Annotated in this window: 15 protein-coding genes; 9 read left to right on the top strand and 6 right to left on the bottom strand. The window is 43.7% G+C overall.

Annotation, left to right across the window (positions count from 1 at the left end; all coding sequences use genetic code 11):
• Nucleotides 1-150: 150 nt before the first annotated feature.
• From L884_RS0100515 to L884_RS0100525, 3 genes are read right to left on the bottom strand one after another with little or no spacing between them, the layout of a single operon-like run.
• Nucleotides 151-1,269 carry a lipocalin-like domain-containing protein gene (locus L884_RS0100515; protein ID WP_028765641.1) on the bottom strand — a complete coding sequence of 373 codons (1,119 nt, stop codon included), beginning with the start codon at nucleotides 1,267-1,269 and terminating at the stop codon, nucleotides 151-153.
• Complete coding sequence (locus L884_RS0100520) at nucleotides 1,266-3,821, bottom strand: ABC transporter permease (protein WP_028765642.1); 2,556 nt, start codon at nucleotides 3,819-3,821, stop codon at nucleotides 1,266-1,268. Before L884_RS0100520 ends, L884_RS0100515 begins: the two co-directional genes overlap by 4 nt.
• A complete protein-coding gene (locus tag L884_RS0100525) occupies nucleotides 3,814-4,482 on the bottom strand; it encodes an ABC transporter ATP-binding protein (protein ID WP_028765643.1) in 669 nt (222 codons plus the stop codon). Before L884_RS0100525 ends, L884_RS0100520 begins: the two co-directional genes overlap by 8 nt.
• A gap of 363 nt (nucleotides 4,483-4,845) precedes the next feature.
• Here L884_RS0100525 and L884_RS0100530 point away from each other — a divergent pair, with 363 nt between their 5' ends.
• Both L884_RS0100530 and L884_RS0100535 read left to right on the top strand, forming a co-directional pair.
• The gene (locus L884_RS0100530) at nucleotides 4,846-10,134 is read left to right on the top strand and encodes a PAS domain S-box protein (RefSeq protein WP_028765644.1); all 5,289 of its coding nucleotides are present in this window, start codon (nucleotides 4,846-4,848) and stop codon (nucleotides 10,132-10,134) included.
• A gap of 122 nt (nucleotides 10,135-10,256) precedes the next feature.
• Nucleotides 10,257-11,276: a response regulator gene (locus tag L884_RS0100535; protein WP_028765645.1), complete on the top strand. Its 1,020-nt coding sequence runs from the start codon at nucleotides 10,257-10,259 to the stop codon at nucleotides 11,274-11,276.
• Nucleotides 11,277-11,358: 82 nt separating this feature from the next.
• Here the strand turns inward: L884_RS0100535 and ygfZ are convergent, their stop codons facing one another.
• Nucleotides 11,359-12,324, bottom strand: coding sequence for a tRNA-modifying protein YgfZ (gene ygfZ, locus L884_RS0100540; protein ID WP_028765646.1), 966 nt, complete (start codon nucleotides 12,322-12,324; stop codon nucleotides 11,359-11,361).
• Between the two features lie 174 nt (nucleotides 12,325-12,498).
• Nucleotides 12,499-13,728, bottom strand: coding sequence for a phosphoglycerate dehydrogenase (gene serA, locus L884_RS0100545; protein WP_028765647.1), 1,230 nt, complete (start codon nucleotides 13,726-13,728; stop codon nucleotides 12,499-12,501).
• A gap of 255 nt (nucleotides 13,729-13,983) precedes the next feature.
• Between serA and L884_RS0100550 the strand changes: the two genes are divergently transcribed.
• The 7 genes from L884_RS0100550 to katB all read left to right on the top strand — a co-directional run bounded on the left by L884_RS0100550 (nucleotide 13,984) and on the right by katB (nucleotide 21,090).
• Nucleotides 13,984-14,589, top strand: a complete 606-nt coding sequence (locus L884_RS0100550) for a DUF2238 domain-containing protein (RefSeq protein WP_028765648.1) — start codon at nucleotides 13,984-13,986, stop codon at nucleotides 14,587-14,589.
• Between the two features lie 236 nt (nucleotides 14,590-14,825).
• A complete protein-coding gene (locus L884_RS0100555) occupies nucleotides 14,826-15,500 on the top strand; it encodes a helix-turn-helix transcriptional regulator (RefSeq protein WP_028765649.1) in 675 nt (224 codons plus the stop codon).
• Between the two features lie 451 nt (nucleotides 15,501-15,951).
• Complete coding sequence (locus L884_RS0100560) at nucleotides 15,952-17,178, top strand: NupC/NupG family nucleoside CNT transporter (protein ID WP_028765650.1); 1,227 nt, start codon at nucleotides 15,952-15,954, stop codon at nucleotides 17,176-17,178.
• An 83-nt stretch (nucleotides 17,179-17,261) separates the two neighbouring features.
• Nucleotides 17,262-17,975 carry a purine-nucleoside phosphorylase gene (gene deoD, locus L884_RS0100565; protein WP_028765651.1) on the top strand — a complete coding sequence of 238 codons (714 nt, stop codon included), beginning with the start codon at nucleotides 17,262-17,264 and terminating at the stop codon, nucleotides 17,973-17,975.
• A gap of 343 nt (nucleotides 17,976-18,318) precedes the next feature.
• Entirely contained in the window at nucleotides 18,319-18,756 is a 438-nt protein-coding gene (locus L884_RS0100570; protein WP_028765652.1) for a PaaI family thioesterase, read from the top strand.
• A 153-nt stretch (nucleotides 18,757-18,909) separates the two neighbouring features.
• Entirely contained in the window at nucleotides 18,910-19,152 is a 243-nt protein-coding gene (locus L884_RS0100575) for a YgjV family protein (RefSeq protein ID WP_028765653.1), read from the top strand.
• Nucleotides 19,153-19,626: 474 nt separating this feature from the next.
• Complete coding sequence (gene katB / locus L884_RS0100580; protein WP_028765654.1) at nucleotides 19,627-21,090, top strand: catalase KatB; 1,464 nt, start codon at nucleotides 19,627-19,629, stop codon at nucleotides 21,088-21,090.
• A gap of 194 nt (nucleotides 21,091-21,284) precedes the next feature.
• Here katB and L884_RS0100585 read toward each other — a convergent pair whose 3' ends face one another.
• Nucleotides 21,285-21,839: a TMEM165/GDT1 family protein gene (locus tag L884_RS0100585; RefSeq protein ID WP_028765655.1), complete on the bottom strand. Its 555-nt coding sequence runs from the start codon at nucleotides 21,837-21,839 to the stop codon at nucleotides 21,285-21,287.
• Between the last annotated feature and the right edge of the window lie 35 nt (nucleotides 21,840-21,874).

Genomic DNA, 21,874 nt, shown 5'->3' on the forward strand with positions numbered 1-21,874 from the left:
TGCTAATAGAATATTCTGTTGCCTTGACGTATAAATATGAGTGAAAACACAAGGATATTTTCGCGATGTTGGCTAGCGTAAAATGCGGCAGTGACAAAGATGGGGACAAAAGATCTGTCCCATAAGGAATAGGCTAGACAAGGGGGATTATTAGTAACCCGTAAGCTCCATATAGCCAAGACCAGAGTGGCTGCCAGATATTTGAATTGGCCCTTCCCAATAGGGAATCGATAGTGGCATGTTAGCGTCATCGTTAAGCGCTTTGGTCGATATTGCTATTGCTTGCGAAGGAATGCTGATCTCCCAAGCCACAGGATAACGACCAGAGCTGGTTTGCTGCCAAGCAGTGGCAGTCATTGAGATCTGGTCGCTACTAATAAGTGTACCGCTACCGTCTGGATACATGCGTTTCGCGCTAAAAAAATCTTGTTGCTTGCCGCTGTTATCTCTTAACTGAAACAGCATCAAAGCTGAGCCATCATTGAGCCTGAGTGCAAACCAATCCCAACCTTGTTGAGTCTTAGATAAAAACTGTGAGCTCCATTCTCTATCTAGCCAAGCGTCACCGCTTACCCTGATTAATTCTCCTTGGTGCTCTATCGTGCCGCTAACTTTTATAAATGGCTGACTATAGTAGTAGCTTGCCACTGTGCCACTCGCATTCTTGCGGCTATAACCCGCATCACCTTGTAACTGAAATGGTGCTTGGCTATCAAGTTTCAGCTGATAATTAAAGTCTGCAGTGGTTACCTTGAGCGTTGCTGGAAATAGATGTTGATCATCACTACGCCACTGCCAGTCATCTTGCTGGATAATGAGAGGGTTTGCTTGAGTCCCTGATAAATTGTCGTGTCCTCGAGACCATCTTTCTGCGGCTAGGTGCTCAGTTTTTGTGGTGATGGCAGTGTGTGACATATAAAGTTGCTGCGTCTGCCAGCTGTTTGTCTGGGTTACAGGCTTCTCAACTGTTGCTGTTGTTTTCGGTGGTGCTAAGGCGATGCGAAATTGTGTCCACTGCAACCCTAGCTGCTCACCGCTTGCGGTTGTAAGGTTAGCGGTTAAATACCACCACTCTTGGCGAAAACCGTTGTGAGCTTGATGGTCTTCTGGGAAGCTCAAGGTTACACCTGGCACAACCGGACTATAGCCCTTAATGTCACCATCAAGTAGCTGTCCCATACCAGTCGTATGTTGTTCGCTTTTGTTAAAACAGCCACTCAGTAAGATGCAGGACAGCAGAGCGAGTTGCGCATAATAAACGGGCTTCATAACGCCTCCTGTTGCAAGCTGCTAATCAGTGGTTTTCTAGTTTGCCATACTAATGGTGCTATAACGGCGGCGGCACTGGCTAATATCGCTATAAGTAAAACTCTAAAGTAAGCCAGCCAATCCCACACCATAGCGATACTCCAACCAAAGGCTTGTAAGGTGACTTTATTAATCAATAGGTAACCCAGTAGTGCTCCGGTTGGCAGTGCGAGTAAACAGGTAAACAATACGATAATTAGCATTTGGCCTGACACTAAGCCACGTAGCTGATTGCGACTCACACCCAGCGCATAAAGGCGCGCCAAAGGTGCTTGCCTAGCCTGCGTTAGCATCAAGCAAGCGCTGAATAGCCCGATAGCAGCAACCAGTAAGGTCAAACTATTTAGCACCAAGGTGATAGAGAAAGTGCGTTTGAAGATCTCTAATGCTCGCTGTTTTATCTTGGTTTGGTTATACATTTGCGCTTCGCTGAGCGAGAGTTTTTGCTGCAGCAGGGTTTCTAGCTCAACAATATCGTTGGCGTAACTGGCGGCTATGCTGGTGGGAAGCTCAGATAAGCCAAGTTGTTGCCAAGTTGTCTGACTAACAATGATCTGGCCGAGTGGATTACCATAATCATAAAAAATGGCGCTTATCATTAATGGTTCAACGTTTGCTTGTTCAAATTCAGGCAAACTTATTTTGTCGCCAACATTGAGCCGGTATTTAATGGCGAGCGGTTCACTGATCATGACACTTTTAGCGTCGAAGAATGTTTGCCAATGGTTATTGCTGCTCACTTTTATTTGATTGCTATTGCGCAAAGAGTGGGCGTCACGAGTCATTAAACTCAGTGGTGCTTGTTGATACTGACTGTTGTGCACCCATTGGCCAAAGATGGCTGTTACCTTTGGCTGTGTGCTCAAGAATGCTTGGGTTGCAGCAACTTTGTCATTGGGGGGACGAATATACAGATCGGCATAGAGTCTATCGTCGAGCCAGCTTTTTAACGTAATTTCAAAGCTACCCACTAAAGTATTCATCGAAATATTGGCAGTCAACGCGAGTAACATGGCCATCATGGCTAGAGATAATGGGGCAATTAGCTCTTTGCTTTCAGCTACAGCGTATCGCCAAAGTCCATTTTTGCTAAAGCGCTCTACTATGGTTAAACCAAGTTGTAATGTAAAAGGTAGTAAAAGCGGAATGGCAAATGTCACCACACCGAGTAGGGCTAAGCTGTGTTGGTAATCTTGGGTGAACGGAAACAGCAGTCCAGCAATTCCAAGCAGGCTCAGTGCAATAATAAATAGCTTTACGTGCTTTCGTTTGGCTTGGCTTTGTTGCTCAAAACGGCTAGCGCTGCGCGCTAATGGTTGTTTTGCTAAAGTGGTAAACAGTGGATAGCAGGCAACTAATGCAGCAATAAAAGTGAGTCCAATTGCCTGATATAGCCAGCTCCACTGCCATAGCCCCGGCATTAAACGGGCACCGTAAAGCTGTTCAAGTGTCAGCGCTATTATGGGCTGCAACCAATGACTTAATTGCAAACCTAAAATAAAACCAAGCAGTGACCCAATAATCACTAAAGCTAATAGCTCTGTAAGCAAAGCCAGTAATAGTGCGTTTTGCGGTACTCCTTGCTGTTGCAGCTGTACCAATAATTTTTGTCGTTTTAGTAAACTGTAACGTACGCCGTTGTATGCGATAAATAGCCCGACAACAAAGGCGAGTAAGCTCATAGCGGTAAGGTTTAAGTGAAAGCTGCGGGTGAGGCTGGTTAGCCCCTCACCGTCATCTTGCACGGCAATATCAAAAAACTGGCTGGTTTGATGATTAAAGACTTGGTTAACTTGCTGAGTCAGTTGTTCAGCTTGACCAAATAGCGCAATGTAGCTTAGTTGTCCTCTACGATTAACAAGGCGTTGACCTAGTGATATATCCATTAAGATGGCGTTTCCTAGGCCGAGTTCATCAGGCAAGCGAATAACATTAAGCTTGATATTGTTCAGTATCATTACGCCACTGGACGCAACGTCATCAGCAAAGCTTTGGCTCATTAAAATATAGGGCGCACCAGCGAGTAATTTATCTAAAGGTAGATCGACAGAAAGCAATGACGCACTTTGTTGCTCATTGGCTGGCGTGTACTGTTCGGGCTGCTTTTGCTGCGTTGCATCTTGGGCTGTTTGAATGGAGAGCGCGGCGATTAGATCGCTGGCTTGTATATCCCAGCGCTGGCCTTGATTGTCGGTAACAGTATCATTGAGTACGGCTAGTGCTTGAGTGATCCCTGCTTGTCGAAGTTTGAAGTAGATTGACTCATCGATTGCTTTCTTTCCTGAACTGGGCGCGAGTAGTAGTTGCGCCCTTTGGCTCAGTAATTCTGTGGCTTCTGAATAGCTGCGTATCGCATTTTCATTAGTTGCTCTAACACCAATGAGCAGAGTTACCGCTAACACAATGCCTAATAAAATGGCGCCAGCTTGTAGCGGTGATTTACGATAATGCTGACTAAATACAGCTAAGGTTAAGCGTATGGTTAGCCAGTTATCAGCGACAGGACTACTCATGAATAAGCCCTTGTTCTAAATGCCAACGTCTTTGCATGAATGCGGCACATTCATTACTGTGGGTCACCATTAAAATACTGGTTTGAGACTCTTTAGCAAGTTGGGTGAGTAGTGACATAACTTGCGTACCGGCTTTTTCATCTAAGTTACCAGTAGGCTCATCAGCTAACAGTAGACTCGGTTTATGTGCCAGTGCTCGCGCAATAGCGACGCGCTGTTGTTGACCGCCAGAAAGGGTTTCAACATGGCGGCTTTTAACTTCATCAAGGCCTAACTGTGTTAGCAAGTAGTCACACCAAGGGTTCCATTTTTGCTGATTTAAGCGCAGTGAAAAGGCAATATTGTCGCGTACATTAAGCGGTGTGAGTAAGTTAAATTGCTGAAAAACGACGCCTAGATGTTGGCGGCGGAACTGGCTCCAGTGCTTGTCTTGCCAGTTTGCAGTGTCGCTACCATTGAGTAAAAGCTGGCCTTGTTTGATAAATTCAAAGCCACCAATAATATTCAATAACGTGCTTTTACCGCTGCCACTTGGGCCTGTGAGTGCCACGGTGTCAGCACGATTAATGCTGAGGTTAACTCCTGTGAGAACTTGATGGTATTTATCACCATCATTAAAGCCTTTGGCAACCTGATGCAAACGCACAATCTCATGACTCATGACTTCCCCTGTTATAAGACCTACTTCCTTGAGACAGGATTAATTTAGCATAATTATTAAGCTATACGAGTTTGTTATTTAATTAGCTCTATTTTTTATGGTTAATTGCAAATTGCTTATTGATTAATAACTTGTTGCTTAACTTTCTAACTCAGTTTATGTTGCAAGATCTGGCAGCTTTCATTGTTAAGGAGTTATTCAACGGTGAAAGATTGTCTGAGTTATAACCGCTAACATTGATGCCGTTGCTATGCCTTGCCTACACTTAAATGCATATGTTCAGTATAGCGATTATTAATTACGCGCAGGCCATCAAGCTCAAGGCTTATGCAAATAATGATCAAGTGACTGTGGAATAGGGAAATGAGCAGACTCCGAACCTTTCGTAGCCGAATTTTATCGCAAATAGCCTTACCATTAATTGCCATTATGGCATTGGTTTTTAGTGTTAATGCTTGGTTTAACTATCAAGCAGAAGAGCGAGATATTTACCGGCATCTGGAACAAAGAGCTGAAAATGTTGCTCTGCGATTACAGCATTTCTTACAAGCTGCTGAGACCGATACTGGTTCTATTGCTGACTTTCTAGGGCAAGCCAATAAACAGCAGTTACTAGCCGATAAAAGTAAACTAACTCAATTACTTACCTTGCGTTTAAATCGGCATCCAAACTTTTACGGCAGTGCGATTGCTTTTCAGCGTTTCTTCATTGAAGACCGAGAACTTTATGCTCCTTATGTATACCGTAATGATGGCCGAATTCAGGCGTTAGATATTGGCGCTGATAGTTACGACTATACCGATGGAAATTGGGATTGGTGGAGCCGAGCGATCAATAATGATAATGGCTTTTGGTCGGAGCCTTATCTCGATGAGGGCGCTGCTAATGTAATGATGATTAGTTACTCAAAACCTTTTGGTGCTCAATTACCTTTTGATGGCGTTATTACCGTTGATTTAAGCTTAAATAACCTACCTGCTATGGTTGGCATGGATGCCAAACGTTTAGTACTCATCGACCAAAATGATCAGCTTATATACCATCAAAACCGCAGTTTATTATTACAGCAAGGCCGTGATAATTGGTTATCTGACTCTGCTGAAAATCAGAGTTTTCTTGATTTAGCCAGTCAAGGTAAGACAGGTTTTAGCCATATCGAAGACAGCTTAGGTGATCGTTATCTTGCTAGTGTGGCGGTAGTTCCAGCGCTTAACTGGCGAGTGGTCATTATGACTCCTGAAAGCGAACTACATAAGGCGTTTTTAAAGGGGTTTATTGCGCTAGCGTTAAGCCTCATTTTGTTTTCGGTTATTTTGTTTTTAACTGGCTACGTAACGGCGAGACGACTCACTCGGCCAATAGAAGAGCTTGAGGCGGGGATCATGGCCTTCGGTGCGGGTAATGCTAAGCGTATTGAAAAACCGAAAGGCGCAGCAAGTGAAATCGTTACCTTAACAGACAAGTTTAATGATATGGCGGCAGTGCTAGCTGAGCGCGAGGCGGCACTGCTTGATTCCCGCGGTAATCGTTTTGCCAAACTGATCGATGGCATGAGCGATAAATCCTTCTATTGCTCAGTCTCTCCCAGCGGGGAGATTGTGCGTGTTTCAGCCGGAGCTGAAAAAGTTTTAGGCTTTGCGGCGGACTTATTTAAGCGTAAGTATCAGCGTTTGTTTTCTGATAACCCAATCAATGAACTCAATTGGCAATATATGGATGCGGCGCTGCAAGGTGAGAATGTGCCGCCCCATCAAATAGAGATGCTAGATGCTAGCGGGGCGATACGGCATTTAGATGTATTTATGCAGCCATTACTATCCGATCAGCAAGAGTTGTTATCTGTTGAGATGCTGTTTAATGACGTTAGTGAGCAGTTCACTGCAGCAGCTTGGTCGAACGCGGTACTTGAGTCTGCGCCAGAAGCTATGTTGATCGTCGATGAGTCAGGTCAGTTGGTGTTCACTAACAGTCGTTGCCAGCTGTTATTTGGCTACGATGAGACGCAGATGAAAACCATGTCTGTGGAAGATTTAGTTCCTGATGCGGTTCGGGCTGGGCATGCAGCACAGCGGGCACAGTTTATTAGTGAAGGGCGCGATCGCAAAATGGGCTTCGGAACCGATTCTACCTTAATGGCTATAAAGGCTGATGGTAGTGAGTTCCCGGTAGAGATCAGTCTTGGCCTTTTGCCTAAGGATGAAGAAGGCAAGCGTCAAGTAGCAGCCTCAGTGCGTGATATAACCCTAGAACTAGAGTTTGCTCAGCGTATAAAAGACAGCGAAAATCGTTTTCGTGGCTTAGTGGCGAATATTCCAGGTGCAGTATACCGAACGCGTATCGATGACACGTGGACGATGGAATATATCAGCGACAACATTAGTGAGATCAGCGGTTATCCTGCAGCAGATTTTATTGAGGGTCGCGTACGTAGTTATCTCAGTCTTATCTTGGAGCAAGATAAGCAGGCTATGAATGACACGATAGAACAGGCATTGCTCGCGCAAAAGAGTTTTGAAGTGCAATACCGAATCATGCATCGCGATGGCAGTATTCATTGGGTACATGAAAAAGGTAAAGCGATTTACGCTGATAATGGGGTTGCACTTTGGTTTGACGGCAGTATTCATGACATCACTAGTAGTAAGCTCGCTCAAGAGGCGATAGCCCAGTCGCAACAGCAATTAGAGACGATAACAGAATCAATTCCGAGCACTGTGTACCAGATGCACTGGTGCAGTAATACTGAGCGGAGATTTACCTTTTTATCCAGCGCTTGTATTGCCACGCTAGGTTTTCATCGTGATGAAGTACTGAACAATTTCGACCTCGTTGCCGAATGCATTATCAGTGAAGAGCGTTCACATATTATTGAAGCGTTATCGGGTAAAAGCAGTAAAGGATTACAGTGGACAGAAGAGTTTCGTTATCAGCATCCTGTTGGTGATATTCGTTGGCTACAAGCGGGTGCTCATGGTGATTTACAGAGTGACGGTTGTATTATCTGGAACGGTTATCTAATGGATATTACCGATCGTAAGCAGATCGATAAGGAGTTAGAAGACAGAGAAGCGCACTTTAGAGCTTTATTTGATAATGCTGGCATTGGCATAGTTAACGTTGATGCCCGTGGCACAGTGTTAGATTGTAATGAACAGTTTAGTCAATATATGCAATGCTCTGCCGCAGAAATCAGAGGCCGTTCCTTCTTAGATTATCAGCCAGAAGAGGATAGAGAAGCGACCCGAAGCTTGTTCAAGGAGTTGCTTGAAAACGGTAATGACTGTTTAACCACAGAAATTCGCTTAATTAACCATGCATCAGAGTGTATGTGGATGGACTTAAGTTTAACTCGACTTAAAAATGCTAAAGGCGAGCTAAACTCCGTGGTGTTATCTATGGCCAATATCACTTCGTTAAAGCAGTTATCACAGCAACTTAGCCAAGCGAAAGATAATGCCGACGCGGCCAACCAAGCAAAGAGTGATTTCTTAGCGAACATGTCGCACGAGATCCGTACTCCAATGAACGCCATTATTGGTATGTCGCAACTTTGTTTGCAAACAGAGTTAACGAGTAAGCAGCAAAACTATGTGCAAAAAATCGATCGCGCATCTAAATCGCTACTGGGGATCATTAATGACATCCTCGATTTTTCAAAAATTGAGGCCGGTAAACTCGATATAGAGTCTATTCCGTTTCAGCTCGATACCATGCTTGAAGATCTTAGCGATATGTTCTCCACTAAAGCAGCGGATAAGCACCTAGAGCTGATGTTTGCTGTAGCGCCAAATATGCCAAGGCACCTTGAAGGAGATCCATTACGTCTGAGTCAGGTATTGATTAACCTGATGAACAATGCGATTAAGTTTACCGAGCAAGGTGAAATATTGTTATCCATTAGTCAATTGGAGTTGGTGGATGAACGGATATTACTGAAATTTAGCGTGCGCGACAGTGGTATTGGCTTACTTGAGGAGCAGCGCAACAAACTGTTCAAGTCATTTAGTCAGGCCGATACTTCAACCACTCGCCGTTATGGTGGAACAGGCCTAGGACTTGCTATTAGTAAACAACTCGTTGAACTAATGGGCGGAGAAATCGGTGTCGATAGTCAGTTTGGGCATGGTAGTACCTTTTATTTCACTGTCAGCTTGAATATTGCTGATAAAAAGGTGCTAAAAGTCAAACAAGAAGTTGAGGGGATGCGTATCTTAGTTGCTGATGATAACGCAACCGCCCGTGACATCTTGCGTACGACTTTAGAGAGTATGGGCTTTGAGGTAGATGTAGTTAAGAGTGGGGCTGAGGCGGTACAGCACTGTAAAACCAATGATTATGCGGTAGCACTCATTGATTGGCTTATGCCTGAAATGAACGGTATTGAAGCGGCTAAACAGATTTTAGCTAATCAAGCTCAGCCACCAAAAGTCCTTATTGTATCGGCTCATGCCAATCATGAATTAACCGATGAACTTGAACAACTCGATATTGCAGGGTTTATCACGAAACCGATTAGTGCTTCACGTTTACTCGACGGCATCATGCTGTCGTTAGGTGAGCAAGGCACTATGCCAGTGAGGCACAACACATCTGAAATCAGTCAATTATTGTTAGCACAGCTAAAAGGCAAACGCATTTTACTTGTTGAAGATAATGAAATGAATCAAGAGGTGGCTAGTGAGTTTTTAGAGCAAGTCGGTGTGGTGTTATCCATTGCTGAAAATGGCCAAATAGCATTAGAAAAACTGACAATGCAAAGCTTTGATTTAATATTGATGGATTGCCAAATGCCAGTCATGGACGGTTATCAAGCGACACAAGCGTTGCGAAAAATGCCGGGACTGGACGATATACCAGTGATAGCAATGACAGCTAACGCAATGGCCGGTGACAAAGAGATGTGCCTACAAGCAGGTATGAATGATCATATTGCTAAACCGGTTGAAGCGTCATTGCTATATACCAAGCTGCTGCATTATTTAGTCGATGATATTCAGGTTAGGCAAGATGCAGACAGCAAGCAGAAGCAGCAGAACAATGATATCCAATCTTGGCCGAACCATCATGCTATCGATGTCGATAAAGGTCTGCAGTTGGTACAAAATTCTGTGCGTTTATATCAGCGGATCTTTGAACGTTTCAGCAGCGGTCAGATTGATATTGCAGCGCAAATAGAGCAGGCCTTGGATGAGGGTAAAGTAGATGATGCAATTCGTTATGCGCATACCTTAAAAGGGGTTGCTGGTAACCTGTACTCTGCTGAGCTGAGTGAGCTAGCGAGAAAGATAGAGGCCAAACTGCAAGATTCATCGACAGCCGATGTTAGCCAAGAGCTTGCTAAATTGGCGACGTTAGTGGAGTCAATTTGCTGTGCGATTACAGATTGGATGGCGCAACTGAACTCACAGCAACTCGATCAAACAGTCGCGATTGAAGAGATCGCAACAGCAGGACAGCTAAATGATGCTGTTAGCGAGTTACTACAAATGCTTGAAGATGCTGATGCTGACGCGGTCGAAAAAATGGATGCAATGCGCTCTCAGGTTTCTGAGTCGTTATGGCAAAAAATGAGCCCTGCAGTCAATATGGTTAATCAATATCAGTTTGATGAAGCTGCCCAACTCATAAAGCAGTTATTTAAATCGTCGTAATTGTTTGCGGCTCGCAAACTTAAGCCAAGCAGGCATGGTTTGCTACATGGTTATTGCTGTTTGGCTATACTAAACATCAAAAATTGCCGCAAAAAGTGTTGCAGTAAAGGAGTAAGAGGTTAATGGACAAGGCCACTGTTTTAGTTGTTGATGATACACCAGAGAATATCGATATATTGGTGGGCATTCTGGCACAAGACTATAAAGTTAAGGTCGCCATTGATGGCCCTCGAGCACTTGCGTTAGCAGCAAAAACTGTTCCGGACCTTATTCTGCTAGATGTGATGATGCCAGGCATGAATGGCTATGAGGTGTGTAAACGTTTAAAGCAAGATCCTCTAACGAGTCATATTCCGGTTATTTTCGTCACGGCATTAACAGATGTTGCTGACGAAACCCAAGGGTTTGAACTTGGTGCTGTAGATTACATTACTAAGCCTGTGAGTGCGCCAGTGGTTAAAGCGCGAGTGAAGACTCATTTAGCTTTATACGATCAAAAGCGCTTACTCGAGCAAGAAGTAAAAGCGCGCACCAAAGAGTTAGAAGACACTCGTTTTGAGATCATTCGTCGCCTTGGTCGAGCAGCAGAGTATAAGGATAATGAAACTGGCCTGCACGTTATTAGAATGAGCCACTATGCCAGATTATTAGCTGTTGAATCTGGACTGCCTGATAAATATTGCGAGCTTATTTATAACGCCGCACCCATGCACGATATCGGTAAGATAGGCACCCCTGATGCCATTTTAAAAAAGCCCGATAAGCTGAATGAGCAGGAGTGGCTAGAGATGCAACGTCATGCTGAAATTGGTGCTGAAATTATCGGTGAGCATAACGATCCTTTACTGGAAATGGCGCGCAGGATTGCATTAACTCATCATGAAAAGTGGGATGGTACGGGTTATCCAAATGGTTTGTCCGGTGAAGATATTCCTATTGAGGGGCGTATAGTCGCTATTGCTGACGTATTTGACGCGTTAACCTCAATAAGGCCTTATAAACAGGCGTGGTCAGTGGCAGAAACTATGGACTTGTTTGAGCGAGAGTCGGGTAAACATTTTGACCCACAATTAGTGGTGCATTTTAAGCAGGTTATTGATGAGGCGATTAAAATCCGCGACAGCTATAATGAAACCGCTTAGCGAGTTAGAGCGGTTTAGCACAATAAAAAAGGCGCCTCAGGCGCCTTTTTATTGCTATCTCTATGCTTTACATTAATTGGTATTACTCTTCTAACGAGTAAGGTAGCGCAATCAAGCTTAGTTGCGAGGCGGTATCATCTGCAATGCGCAGCTTGGCATCCATATCTGTATCGTTTGCTAATACCGCTGTTAGCAGTACTTGTTCATCTCGTTGTACACATTCGATGATAGTACCTGCGCGGCGATAGCCTTCACCATCCTCTAACGCAATTTCAAGCTGACTATCATTGGTTACTGGTGCTGATACCGTGCCAGTCACTATATAAAGTGCACGCTTGTTGCCACCACGGTACTTCATTCTGGCAACGGTTTCTTGGCCCATGTAGCAGCCTTTGTTAAAGCTAATACCGTTAATCGCTTGCACGTTACACATCTGTGGCACGAACTGGTTTTGGTGATGTGCAGCTAGGTTTGGGTAACCAGCTAAAATCTCCAGTGCTTGCCATGCACTGGCATCAAAAATCGGATGCTCGATTTGAGCAACTAGTGCATCGGCATTAGCTTTATCGATAGCGAGGATATAACGTCCTTCATCATGGATAATCATGCCGTTATCAATTAAGGTGAGTTCAGGGTTAAGTTCACCAAACTGCTCTATTAGCCAAGCGCTTGCTTGTTCGCCAGCGACACCGAGTAGTAACCAAGCGTCACTCGCATCAGTTAACTCCGCTTTACTAAATATCGCGTATTTTTGTAGTTGCGGTAGGTCTAACGCCAAGGTATCTCTCGGCATCATCAAAAATAGGGTGTCATCTTTAGCAAAGGTTCTAAAGGTTGCTAACATCTTACCTTTAGGATCACAGTGAGCGCCCCAGCGCCATTGTTCGGTTTCTAACGAGCTAATATCCGTGGTCACTTGGCCATGAATAAAGCTGCGACCTTGCTCACCCGTAACAGACATTAAGCCTAAGTGTGAAAGTTCAGCAACAAGCAGTTCTGGTTGTGGGCCGTTAAGTGGCCAAGAAGGCTGAGAGGTTGACAGCGTCATCTGAGAGTCCAAGAATAAAATCAAGTAAGGGTAATGATTGTACCGCTAAATTTGTACTGCGCAAGCGCAGTTGTTCAAACATTATCAGCTTAAGCAGATAAAAATAAAGGCCGTATAAATTGATTTATACGGCCTTTATTGTGGCTCAATATCGCTTGAGCTGGAACTCAAAAATTAATGCAGCAAACGGGTTCTAATCGTACCTTCAATGGCTTGCATTTCAATCAATGCTTCATCAGCTTGATCTGAGTCGACTTCCATCACAACGTAACCAATCTCGGCAGTTGTTTGTAGGTATTGTGCCGCAATGTTGATGCCTTTCTCTGCAAACGCTGAGTTAATCTTGATAAGAATACCCGGGCGGTTGTGGTGAATATGCAACAAGCGTGATGTACCAGTATGCTGTGCTAGCGATACCTCTGGGAAGTTAACTGCAGTCATGGTTGAACCATTATCTGAGTACTTAGCCAGCTTACCTGCGACTTCAATACCGATGTTTTCTTGTGCTTCAGCAGTACTACCACCAACGTGTGGAGTCAGTAGCACATTGTCTAGTCCGCGTAGTGGGCTGACAAATTCGTCATCATTCGATTTTGGCTCAACTGGGAATACGTCAATTGCCGCGCCCGCGAGGTGTTCTTCTTTCAGTGACGCTGCTAGCGCATCAATATCAACCACAGTGCCGCGAGAGGCGTTAATCAAGATGCTACCTTTACGCATAAGGGCTAGCTCTTCATGACCTATCATCTCTTTGGTTTGCGGTGTTTCTGGAACGTGTAAACTCACAACATCTGCCAATGACAGTAGCTGCTGCATTGAGTGAACTTGCTGAGCGTTACCGAGTGGCAGCTTGTCTTCGATATCGAAGAAGATGACTCGCATACCTAAGGTTTCAGCCAAAATACCAAGTTGAGTACCAATGTGGCCGTAACCAATTACGCCTAAGGTTTTTCCGCGAGCTTCATAGCTGCCAGAAGCACTCTTTAACCAGCCACCACGGTGCGCAAGAGCATTACGTTGTGGAATGCCACGCAGTAACATAATGATTTCGCCCAATACTAATTCAGCCACGCTGCGGGTATTAGAGAAGGGGGCGTTAAATACAGGGATGCCTAACTTTTCAGCAGCTTTTAAGCTTACTTGGTTAGTACCAATACAGAAACAGCCAATACCAACTAATTTTTCAGCGCGGGACAAGACTTCTTCAGTCAATTGGGTACGGGATCGAATACCAATAAAATGGGCATCTTTGATGGATGCATGAAGCTCATCTTCAGCAAGTGATGCTTTGTGGTATTCGATATTGGTGTAACCGGCACGTTCAAACACATCTACCGCAGATTGGTGGACGCCTTCCAACAGCAGGATCTTAATTTTATCCTTGTCCAGCGAATGTTTCGCCATGATTTATGTACCCTTTTAGTTTATATGTATTATGTATACTTAACGCCACCGCAGAGACGACTAAACTCTACGTTGTAGGAGTGGTTTGGGTATAGACTGTCAATGTACTAAGGACTGAAAAGCCTTCCAACTGATATTTACGTCGAAAGCGTAACAGAGGTAACAAAGTAGCACTTTTTTTTGTTACTGTGGAGGGCTAGATGGCTAAAGTGTTTATTCGTAATTTAGAACAATATGGTATATGGGGGAGTTATTTTGAATAAAAGCACTGTGTGGCTAGTGATATTCTTCGCTGTATTGATTTGGTCAGGCATTAATCCTAAAGATCAATTTACTTGGTTTTTAGAGGTTGCACCGGCAATTATAGCCTTGCCAATATTGATTTTTACTCGTAAGAGTTTTGCGCTAACTAGCCTAGCTTACGGTTTGATTTTAGTGCATTGCGTGATCTTAATGGTTGGTGGTCATTATACCTATGCGGAGGTGCCACTATTCGACTGGATTGCAGATTGGACTGGCGGTGAACGCAACAATTACGACAAAGTCGGTCACCTTGCTCAAGGCTTTATTCCAGCATTGTTGGCACGAGAACTGTTTATTCGTTTAAACGTAGTTAAAGTCGGTGCTTGGTGTAACTTTTTAGCTGTTTGTTTTGCATTAGCATTTTCTGCTTTTTATGAGCTAATTGAATGGTGGGTTGCCGAGCTTACCGGTGAAGATGCAGAAGCCTTTTTAGGTACTCAGGGCTATGTATGGGACACCCAGTCAGATATGGCAATGGCACTAATTGGCGCAATTGCGTCGGTGTTATTGTTAGGCCGTTTGCATGACAAGCAATTGAATGCAAAACTAGCTAGTTGATTAACAAAAAACTAACAGGTTAAACCACTCTATTGCAGCATTGGTTGCTGAATTTCTGTATACTTTTGCTGCTTTTTGCTGTTCGCATGATGCGAACAGCGTAAATAATTTAATAATGCCGTAGTCATCTCTGTTATTGAGTCGACGGACTGCTTTTATACTGACTTATACGATGGGCTGTATATTAGCGTTTGTTTTATTTAGCGGACAGGCATAACTTTTCAGGGAGAAAAGTGATGAGTAAAATTGACGAAATAGTCTTCCTTCATCAGGTGGCTTCCCCTTGCCACTTAGCTATTCTTGCAGACTCAATAGGATTAAAAACCCGGGTTGTTACAGATATTGAGCAGCTAGAAACAGACTCAAACAAACGCTGCTTTTATTTGGTCTCTCAGCAAGGTGCTGCGCTGGATAATAATGGTATTCCTCTTGTGGCTACCCAGTTGGTTAAACATGTTCCTGTTGCGCTTTATCAAGTTGAACGTGATGGGTTAAATGGCGAAGCGGCGTTGCTCGCAGGTTTTTGTGGGTTACTTTTCCTTGATGAGCGCATGGATTTGCTATTAACCGGCTTACGTAAAATGCTGGCTGATGAACTTTGGTTTGACCGGCCTTTACTAAGTAAAGTGTTTCGTCACTTAGTGAGCAAGGTTGAAGTTGCTCCGGAGTTAACAACTGAGAATAGTGAAACCTTAGAGGTACTGACTAACCGAGAGAAGACCATTATTCAATTAGTATCTAGCGGTGCACGCAATAAAGAGATCGCCAATAAACTCAGTATTAGTGAGCACACAGTTAAAGCGCATATATCTTCAATTTTTAGAAAGACCCAAGCGCGTAATCGTGTTGAGTTATTACGTTGGGCACAATCTTTTCAAAGTCATTTAGACTTATTCGCACTAACGCACTAAACAAGTTGTTGGACCATTTTGATTTTAAGATGCAACTGCTTTGAACTGCATTGGTGTTGACAGATTTAATCTTTATTTCATTAATCGCAGTCAGTATGAGGCTAAGTTTGTTCTGAACAATAAACTTAGCCTCAGCTTAATTTAGGTTATAAAATTACAGAATTGTTGTTTATAGATCGGTTTGTGGCCGTTGTAACTGCAAAATCTTCCCGTTTTCTTCCTTCTCTAAAAGCGTTTAAATGTAACCTTAGCTGATGTTATTTAACTGGGTGGTTGGGCTTCTGTTTGGTTAATGTTTTGCTAATGTTGTTTTTGTGCCGCTTTTAGTCTGAATTTTGCGTGAACTCGATAAAACTCCAAATAATATGCAGCAAATGTCGCTTAACGTCTTGCAGCAAACTTTCGCCTGTATACACTGCGGGCATATCAAGATTTAAATGGTAATAAAGTTATGGAAGTTTTCGTCAGTTTGTTCGGTATGCTATGTCTTATGGGACTAGCCGTTGCCTTATCAGAAAATAGAAAAGCAATTAACCTTAGAACGGTGCTGGGGGCACTAGCATTTCAAGTCGCATTTGGCGCATTTGTTATGTACGTGCCAGTTGGCCAAGCCGTGCTTGACGGAGCGTCAAACGGTGTTATGCATGTGATTGGTTACGCCAATGAAGGTTTAACCTTCTTGTTTGGTGACTTAGCTAAGTTTGGGGTTGGCTTTATTTTTGTGATTAACGTGCTATTTGTGGTGGTATTTATTAGCGCACTAATCGCCGTACTTTATTACTTAGGTATTATGCAGTTGGTGATCGGCCTTATTGGCGGTGGTTTATCTAAACTACTAGGTTCTAGCCGCGCTGAATCGCTATCTGCAACTGCAAACATCTTTGTTGGCCCAATCGAAGCGCCATCAATGGTGCGTCCATTTGTAAAGCACATGACCCGTTCAGAATTGTTTGCGGTAATGACTGGTGGTTTAGCATCAGTAGCTGGTGGCACCATGATTGGTTATATCCAAATGGGCGTCGATGTTAAATACGTTCTGACAGCCGCATTTATGACAGCGCCAGCGGGTTTACTATTTGCTAAGTTGATGTGGCCTGAGACTGAAACCCCGCAAAACGACATCAAGAAAGTGATGGACGATGTGGAAGACAAGCCTGCTAACGTGCTTGACGCTGCTGCTGGTGGCGCGGCAATGGGGATGCAGCAAGTGTTATCGGTATCTGCGTTGTTATTAGCATTCGTGGCGCTTATTGCAATGGTGAACGGCATGCTAGGCGGTATTGGTGGCTGGTTTGGTGTTGAAGACCTTACTATGCAAGCTATTTTAGGTTACCTACTTGCACCACTCGCTTGGGTAATGGGCGTACCTTGGAGCGAAGCGACACAAGCGGCATCATTTATTGGCCAAAAGATGGTTATCAACGAGTTTGTTGCCTACATCGACTTCTTAAAAGTGGCTGATCAGTTGTCAGAAAAGACGCAAATTATTATCAGTTTTGCACTATGTGGCTTCGCTAACATCGGGTCACTAGCTATGGTGATTGGTGGTCTAGCAGCACTTTGTCCAGAGCGTCGTCACGACTTAAGTGCGCTTGGTATGAAGGCATTAGTCGCAGCAGCGCTGGCAAACTTAATGAGCGGTACGATTGCTGGTCTACTGTTCAGCTTAGCGGGTTAATCGCTAACTCACTTTGAAATTGTAATTTTTATCATGAGTAGTTGTTTACTAGCGCAAACAACTGCTCAATTTTTTGAGGAAATATCATGACTCCACATATCAATGCCGAAAACGGTGCATTTGCAAAAACAGTATTAATGCCAGGTGATCCACTACGAGCTAAATACATTGCTGATAACTTCCTAGAAAACGCTGTATTGATCACTGATGTGCGTAACATGTTAGGTTACACCGGCGAATACAAAGGCAAGAAGATCTCGGTAATGGGTTCAGGTATGGGGATCCCATCGATCTCTATCTACGCAAAAGAGCTAATCACTGAATACGGCGTTGAGAACATTGTTCGCATCGGTTCTTGTGGTGCTATTAGCGACAATATCAAATTAATGGATGTTGTGATGGCGATGGGTGCAAGTACTGACTCTGCGGTAAACAGAACCCGTTTTGCAAATACTGACTTTGCAATGATCGCAGACTTTAACCTACTAAAGCGTGCTGCGGATTCAGCAGAGAAGCTAGGTGCTAACTACCATGTTGGTAACCTTTACTCTTCAGATCTATTCTACAGCGCTGATGAAGAGCGTTACGACTTAATGGAAAAGTACGGCATTTTAGGTGTCGAGATGGAAGCTGCAGGTTTATACGGTGTTGCTACTGAATATGGTGCTAAGGCATTGGCAATGATGACAGTAACTGATCATATCCGCCAAGGTCTGCATTTGACTGCTGAAGAGCGTCAGCAAACGCTAAATGACATGATTAAGCTGACTTTAGATGCGGTAGAAGAGCTTCTTTAATCATATTAATGGTTGCTTAAGTTTGTTTGTGTATCTTGCGCGCCATTAGATAGTCATCTGTGTAATGCTTTACCCTAGGGCCGCGACTAGGCACATAAGTTAGACGCCCAGCGTCAACCACAAAAAATATTAAGTCTAGTCGCGCCCAATTCAGCCCAAATAGCAACTCTGCTGTTTGGGCTGTTTTGTTTCTGTTCACCGCTTGATATCTATCCTATCTGCATTGCAATCTATTTCTATAGCAACGCTTTATTTAAAATAACCAAGCAAGATTTTGATAGGTTTAAAGATCTTTGCAGACAAAGTAGACTAGTTGCACTAATAGTATTTTTGGAAAAAGAAAATGTCGATTTGGTTTAAGCCTGTAACGCTCGAACTTTGTGCAAAGATGGATGCTGGAATGCACGGTAAGGGCACCTTGATGCAAACAATGGGGATCACCATTACTGAGATTGGTGACGATTATATGGTCGCGACAATGCCAGCATCGCCAGCTATCCATAATCCATTAGGCATAGTCCATGGTGGTGCAAATGTGGCATTGGCTGAAACAGTTGCTAGCTATGCGGCTAACTTTGCCGTCGACTTTGAAAACTATTACTGCGTAGGCCAAGAGATCAATGCTAATCATCTCAGAGCATCGCGTAATGGCACATTGACCGCTACAGCTAAGCCTGTGCACTTAGGTAAGCGTAGCTCGGTATGGGAAGTGCTTATTCATAACAGTGCAGGCGAGTTGTGCTGTATTTCTCGCATGACCGCAGCGGTTGTTAAGCGTTAAAGCTAATCCTTAAGGCTAATATCCTATTGCTCAGGGTAATTTGTTGCTTGTAACCCTGTTTTAATGCCTATTTTTTGCTCATAATGAAATGGCGTGTTGAGTTGCTATTGCGCCTTAACGCGACTCGAAAAGGTGCTTAAAAGAGGGGAAGCCATGGATAACGCTACAATATGGGAATGGATCGGATATTTAGCCTCGGTTGTGGTGGCGATATCGCTGATGATGTCCAACATTAAAAAGCTACGCTGGTGGAACCTCATTGGTGCTGCTCTATTTGTTGCTTATGGCTTAGCGATTGATGCTATTCCTGTTGCATTAGTTAATTTCTTTATTGTGTTAATCGATGCTTACTATTTGGTGAAGCTATATAAAGCTGATGCACATAATAGAGAATGATAAAAATTAAGCAGTTAAGGGAGGAAATCACTTGTTCTTCCCTTTTTTTACAAATGTAAATAGAGTAAAAGCACTATAGTTAGGGGTTATCTTCTGTTTTAGTCTCATTAAATCGTTAATTTCTAGTATTTAAAACCTACAAAGCAAATACTTATTGGCGATTAAATTCAAACATTTCATTTATTGATTAACATCAATATCGCTCATTAAATTCAACACTAATCTCCAAACTCCTAATTAAATTGAAGTTTATTGAGCAGTATCTTCCCCACCACTCTTTAATCTGTAATTTAGTTTAAGCTTATCGCCTTTAATCGTTTTATTGTTTTTTGTTGAGTGTTTATTCTTATCACATCGACAAGCGGCAAGTAGCCGCATTGCCATAGCGTATCGCAGATATAAGGGTAAACCATGGCCACCGTATTTGATTTAATCGAAACTTGGCTCGAAGCTAGCCAAGGTGAGGAGTAATTTATGAGTCAGCACAACCGAGTTCTTACCGCACAAAACGGCGCACCAATTGGTGATGATCAAAATTCACTATCAGCAGGTGAGCGTGGACCGTTACTACTTCAAGATTGGCACTTGATTGAGAAACTAGCACACTTCAACCGTGAACGTATTCCAGAGCGTATTGTTCATGCTAAAGGTACAGGGGTTTACGGTAAATTCACGCTAACTCGTGATATGAGTGACTACACCATTGCGGATCACTTTAACGGTGTTGGTAAAGAGACTGAAACCTTTGTACGTTTCTCGACTGTAGGCGGTGAAATGGGTTCGGCAGATGCTGAGCGTGATCCACGCGGTTTTGGTTTACGTTTCTATACGACTCGTGGTAACCACGATATCGTTGGTAACAATACACCGACTTTCTTCTTGCGTGATGGTATTAAGTTCCCAGATTTTATTCACACGCAAAAACGTAATCCACAGACTAACTTGAAAGATCCACATGCCATGTGGGACTTCTGGGCATTAAACCCAGAGGCTATGCACCAAATTACGGTATTGATGTCAGATCGCGGCATTCCGGCTAACTATCGTCAAATGCATGGTTTTGGTTCACATACCTTCTCATTCTGGAATGCTAAAGGCGAACGCTTCTGGGTTAAGTTCCACTTTAAGACCAAGCAGGGGATTGCCAACTTAACTGCTGAGCAAGCGGATATCCTTAAAGGTATCGATCCTGACTCATCGCAGCGTGATATGGTGGCGGCAATTACTGATGGTAATTTCCCTAAGTGGGCAGTAAAAGTGCAGATCATGCCGGAAGCCGATGCAAATACTTATAAGATTAACCCATTCGATCTTACAAAAGTGTGGCCACATGCTGACTACCCATTAATTGAAATTGGTGAGTTAGAGCTAAATCGTCTGCCTCAAAACTATTTTGCAGAGGTTGAACAAGTGGCATTGGCACCAAGTAACTTAGTGCCAGGTGTCGGGGCATCACCAGACAAGATGCTACAAGCACGTTTGTTTGCTTATGCAGATGCTCAGCGTTACCGTATTGGTGCTAACTACAACCAACTACCGGTTAACTGCCCACATGCAACTGTGGCAAACCACCACCAACGCGGCGGCGCAATGGCGGGGACTCAATGCCCATTCTCAGGAAGCCAAACAGGTGGTGATGCTAGCAGAAATTATGGACCAAACAGCTTTGATGGTTTGCAAGATCAAGCGCAATTTAAAGAGCCACCGTTACGCTTAGATGGCGAGGCTGATCGCTACAGTCGTTACGACCAAGATGATTTCAGTCAAGCGGGTGACCTATATCGCTTATTACCAGAAGACGAAAAGGCACGTTTGATCGCTAATATTGCTGGTACATTAAGCGTGGTAAGCGAAGCGACTAAACTGAAGATGGTAGAGCACTTTACTGCCGCAGATACTGACTATGGTCAACGCGTTAAAGCTGCAATTGGTATGTAAGCTTGTTTTAACTAACCTTGATTGAGTTAGTCATAAGTTAGCAATAATAAAGGCAAAACAGCGAGACTGTTTTGCCTTTTGTTTATGCTAAAACCTTAAATAGACTGGGTCCTAGGTCCTAGGTCCTAGGTTCTAAGCTCTAGCTTCTAAGTTCTAGGCCCTAGGTTTTAAATTCTAGGTTCTAAAGCCTTTGCCTAAAAAACTAAGGTTGCGACACCTAATAGCGCAAACAATACCGCACAGCCGCGGTGGATCCACTCTAGCGGCAGCTTTTCAGCACTAAAATGTCCCGCAATCACGACTGGCACATTGGCCACTAACATGCCTAAAGTGGTGCCCAGAACCACCATAGCTAAGGCGTCGTATTTAGCCGACAACACCATAGTCGCTATTTGAGTTTTGTCGCCCATTTCAGCAATGAAGAACAAAATGAAGGTGGCAAGAAAAGGCCCCAGAGCATAAAAGCGGCTCTCTTCAGCGTCGACTTTATCGGGGATCAACACCCACAGTGCAATGGCAAAAAACGAAGCTGCAACCAAGTAGCGGCCGACATCAGGGCTTATCCAAGAGATAGCCCATTGCCCTAGCCAAGCCGCGGCAAAGTGGTTAACTAAAGTGGATAGTAAAATACCCAGCACAATAGCGGTTTTATTTTTAAAGCGTGCAGCTAAGATAAGTGCTAACAGCTGAGTTTTATCACCGATTTCTGCAATGGCGACAGTGAAGGTTGAGGCGAGCAGAGCTTCCAAGAATTAATCCTAAATGGGGAGCTAATGAACCAAGC

The sequence above is a fragment of the Shewanella fidelis ATCC BAA-318 genome, from assembly GCF_000518605.1.
In the GTDB taxonomy this organism is placed as follows: domain Bacteria; phylum Pseudomonadota; class Gammaproteobacteria; order Enterobacterales; family Shewanellaceae; genus Shewanella; species Shewanella fidelis.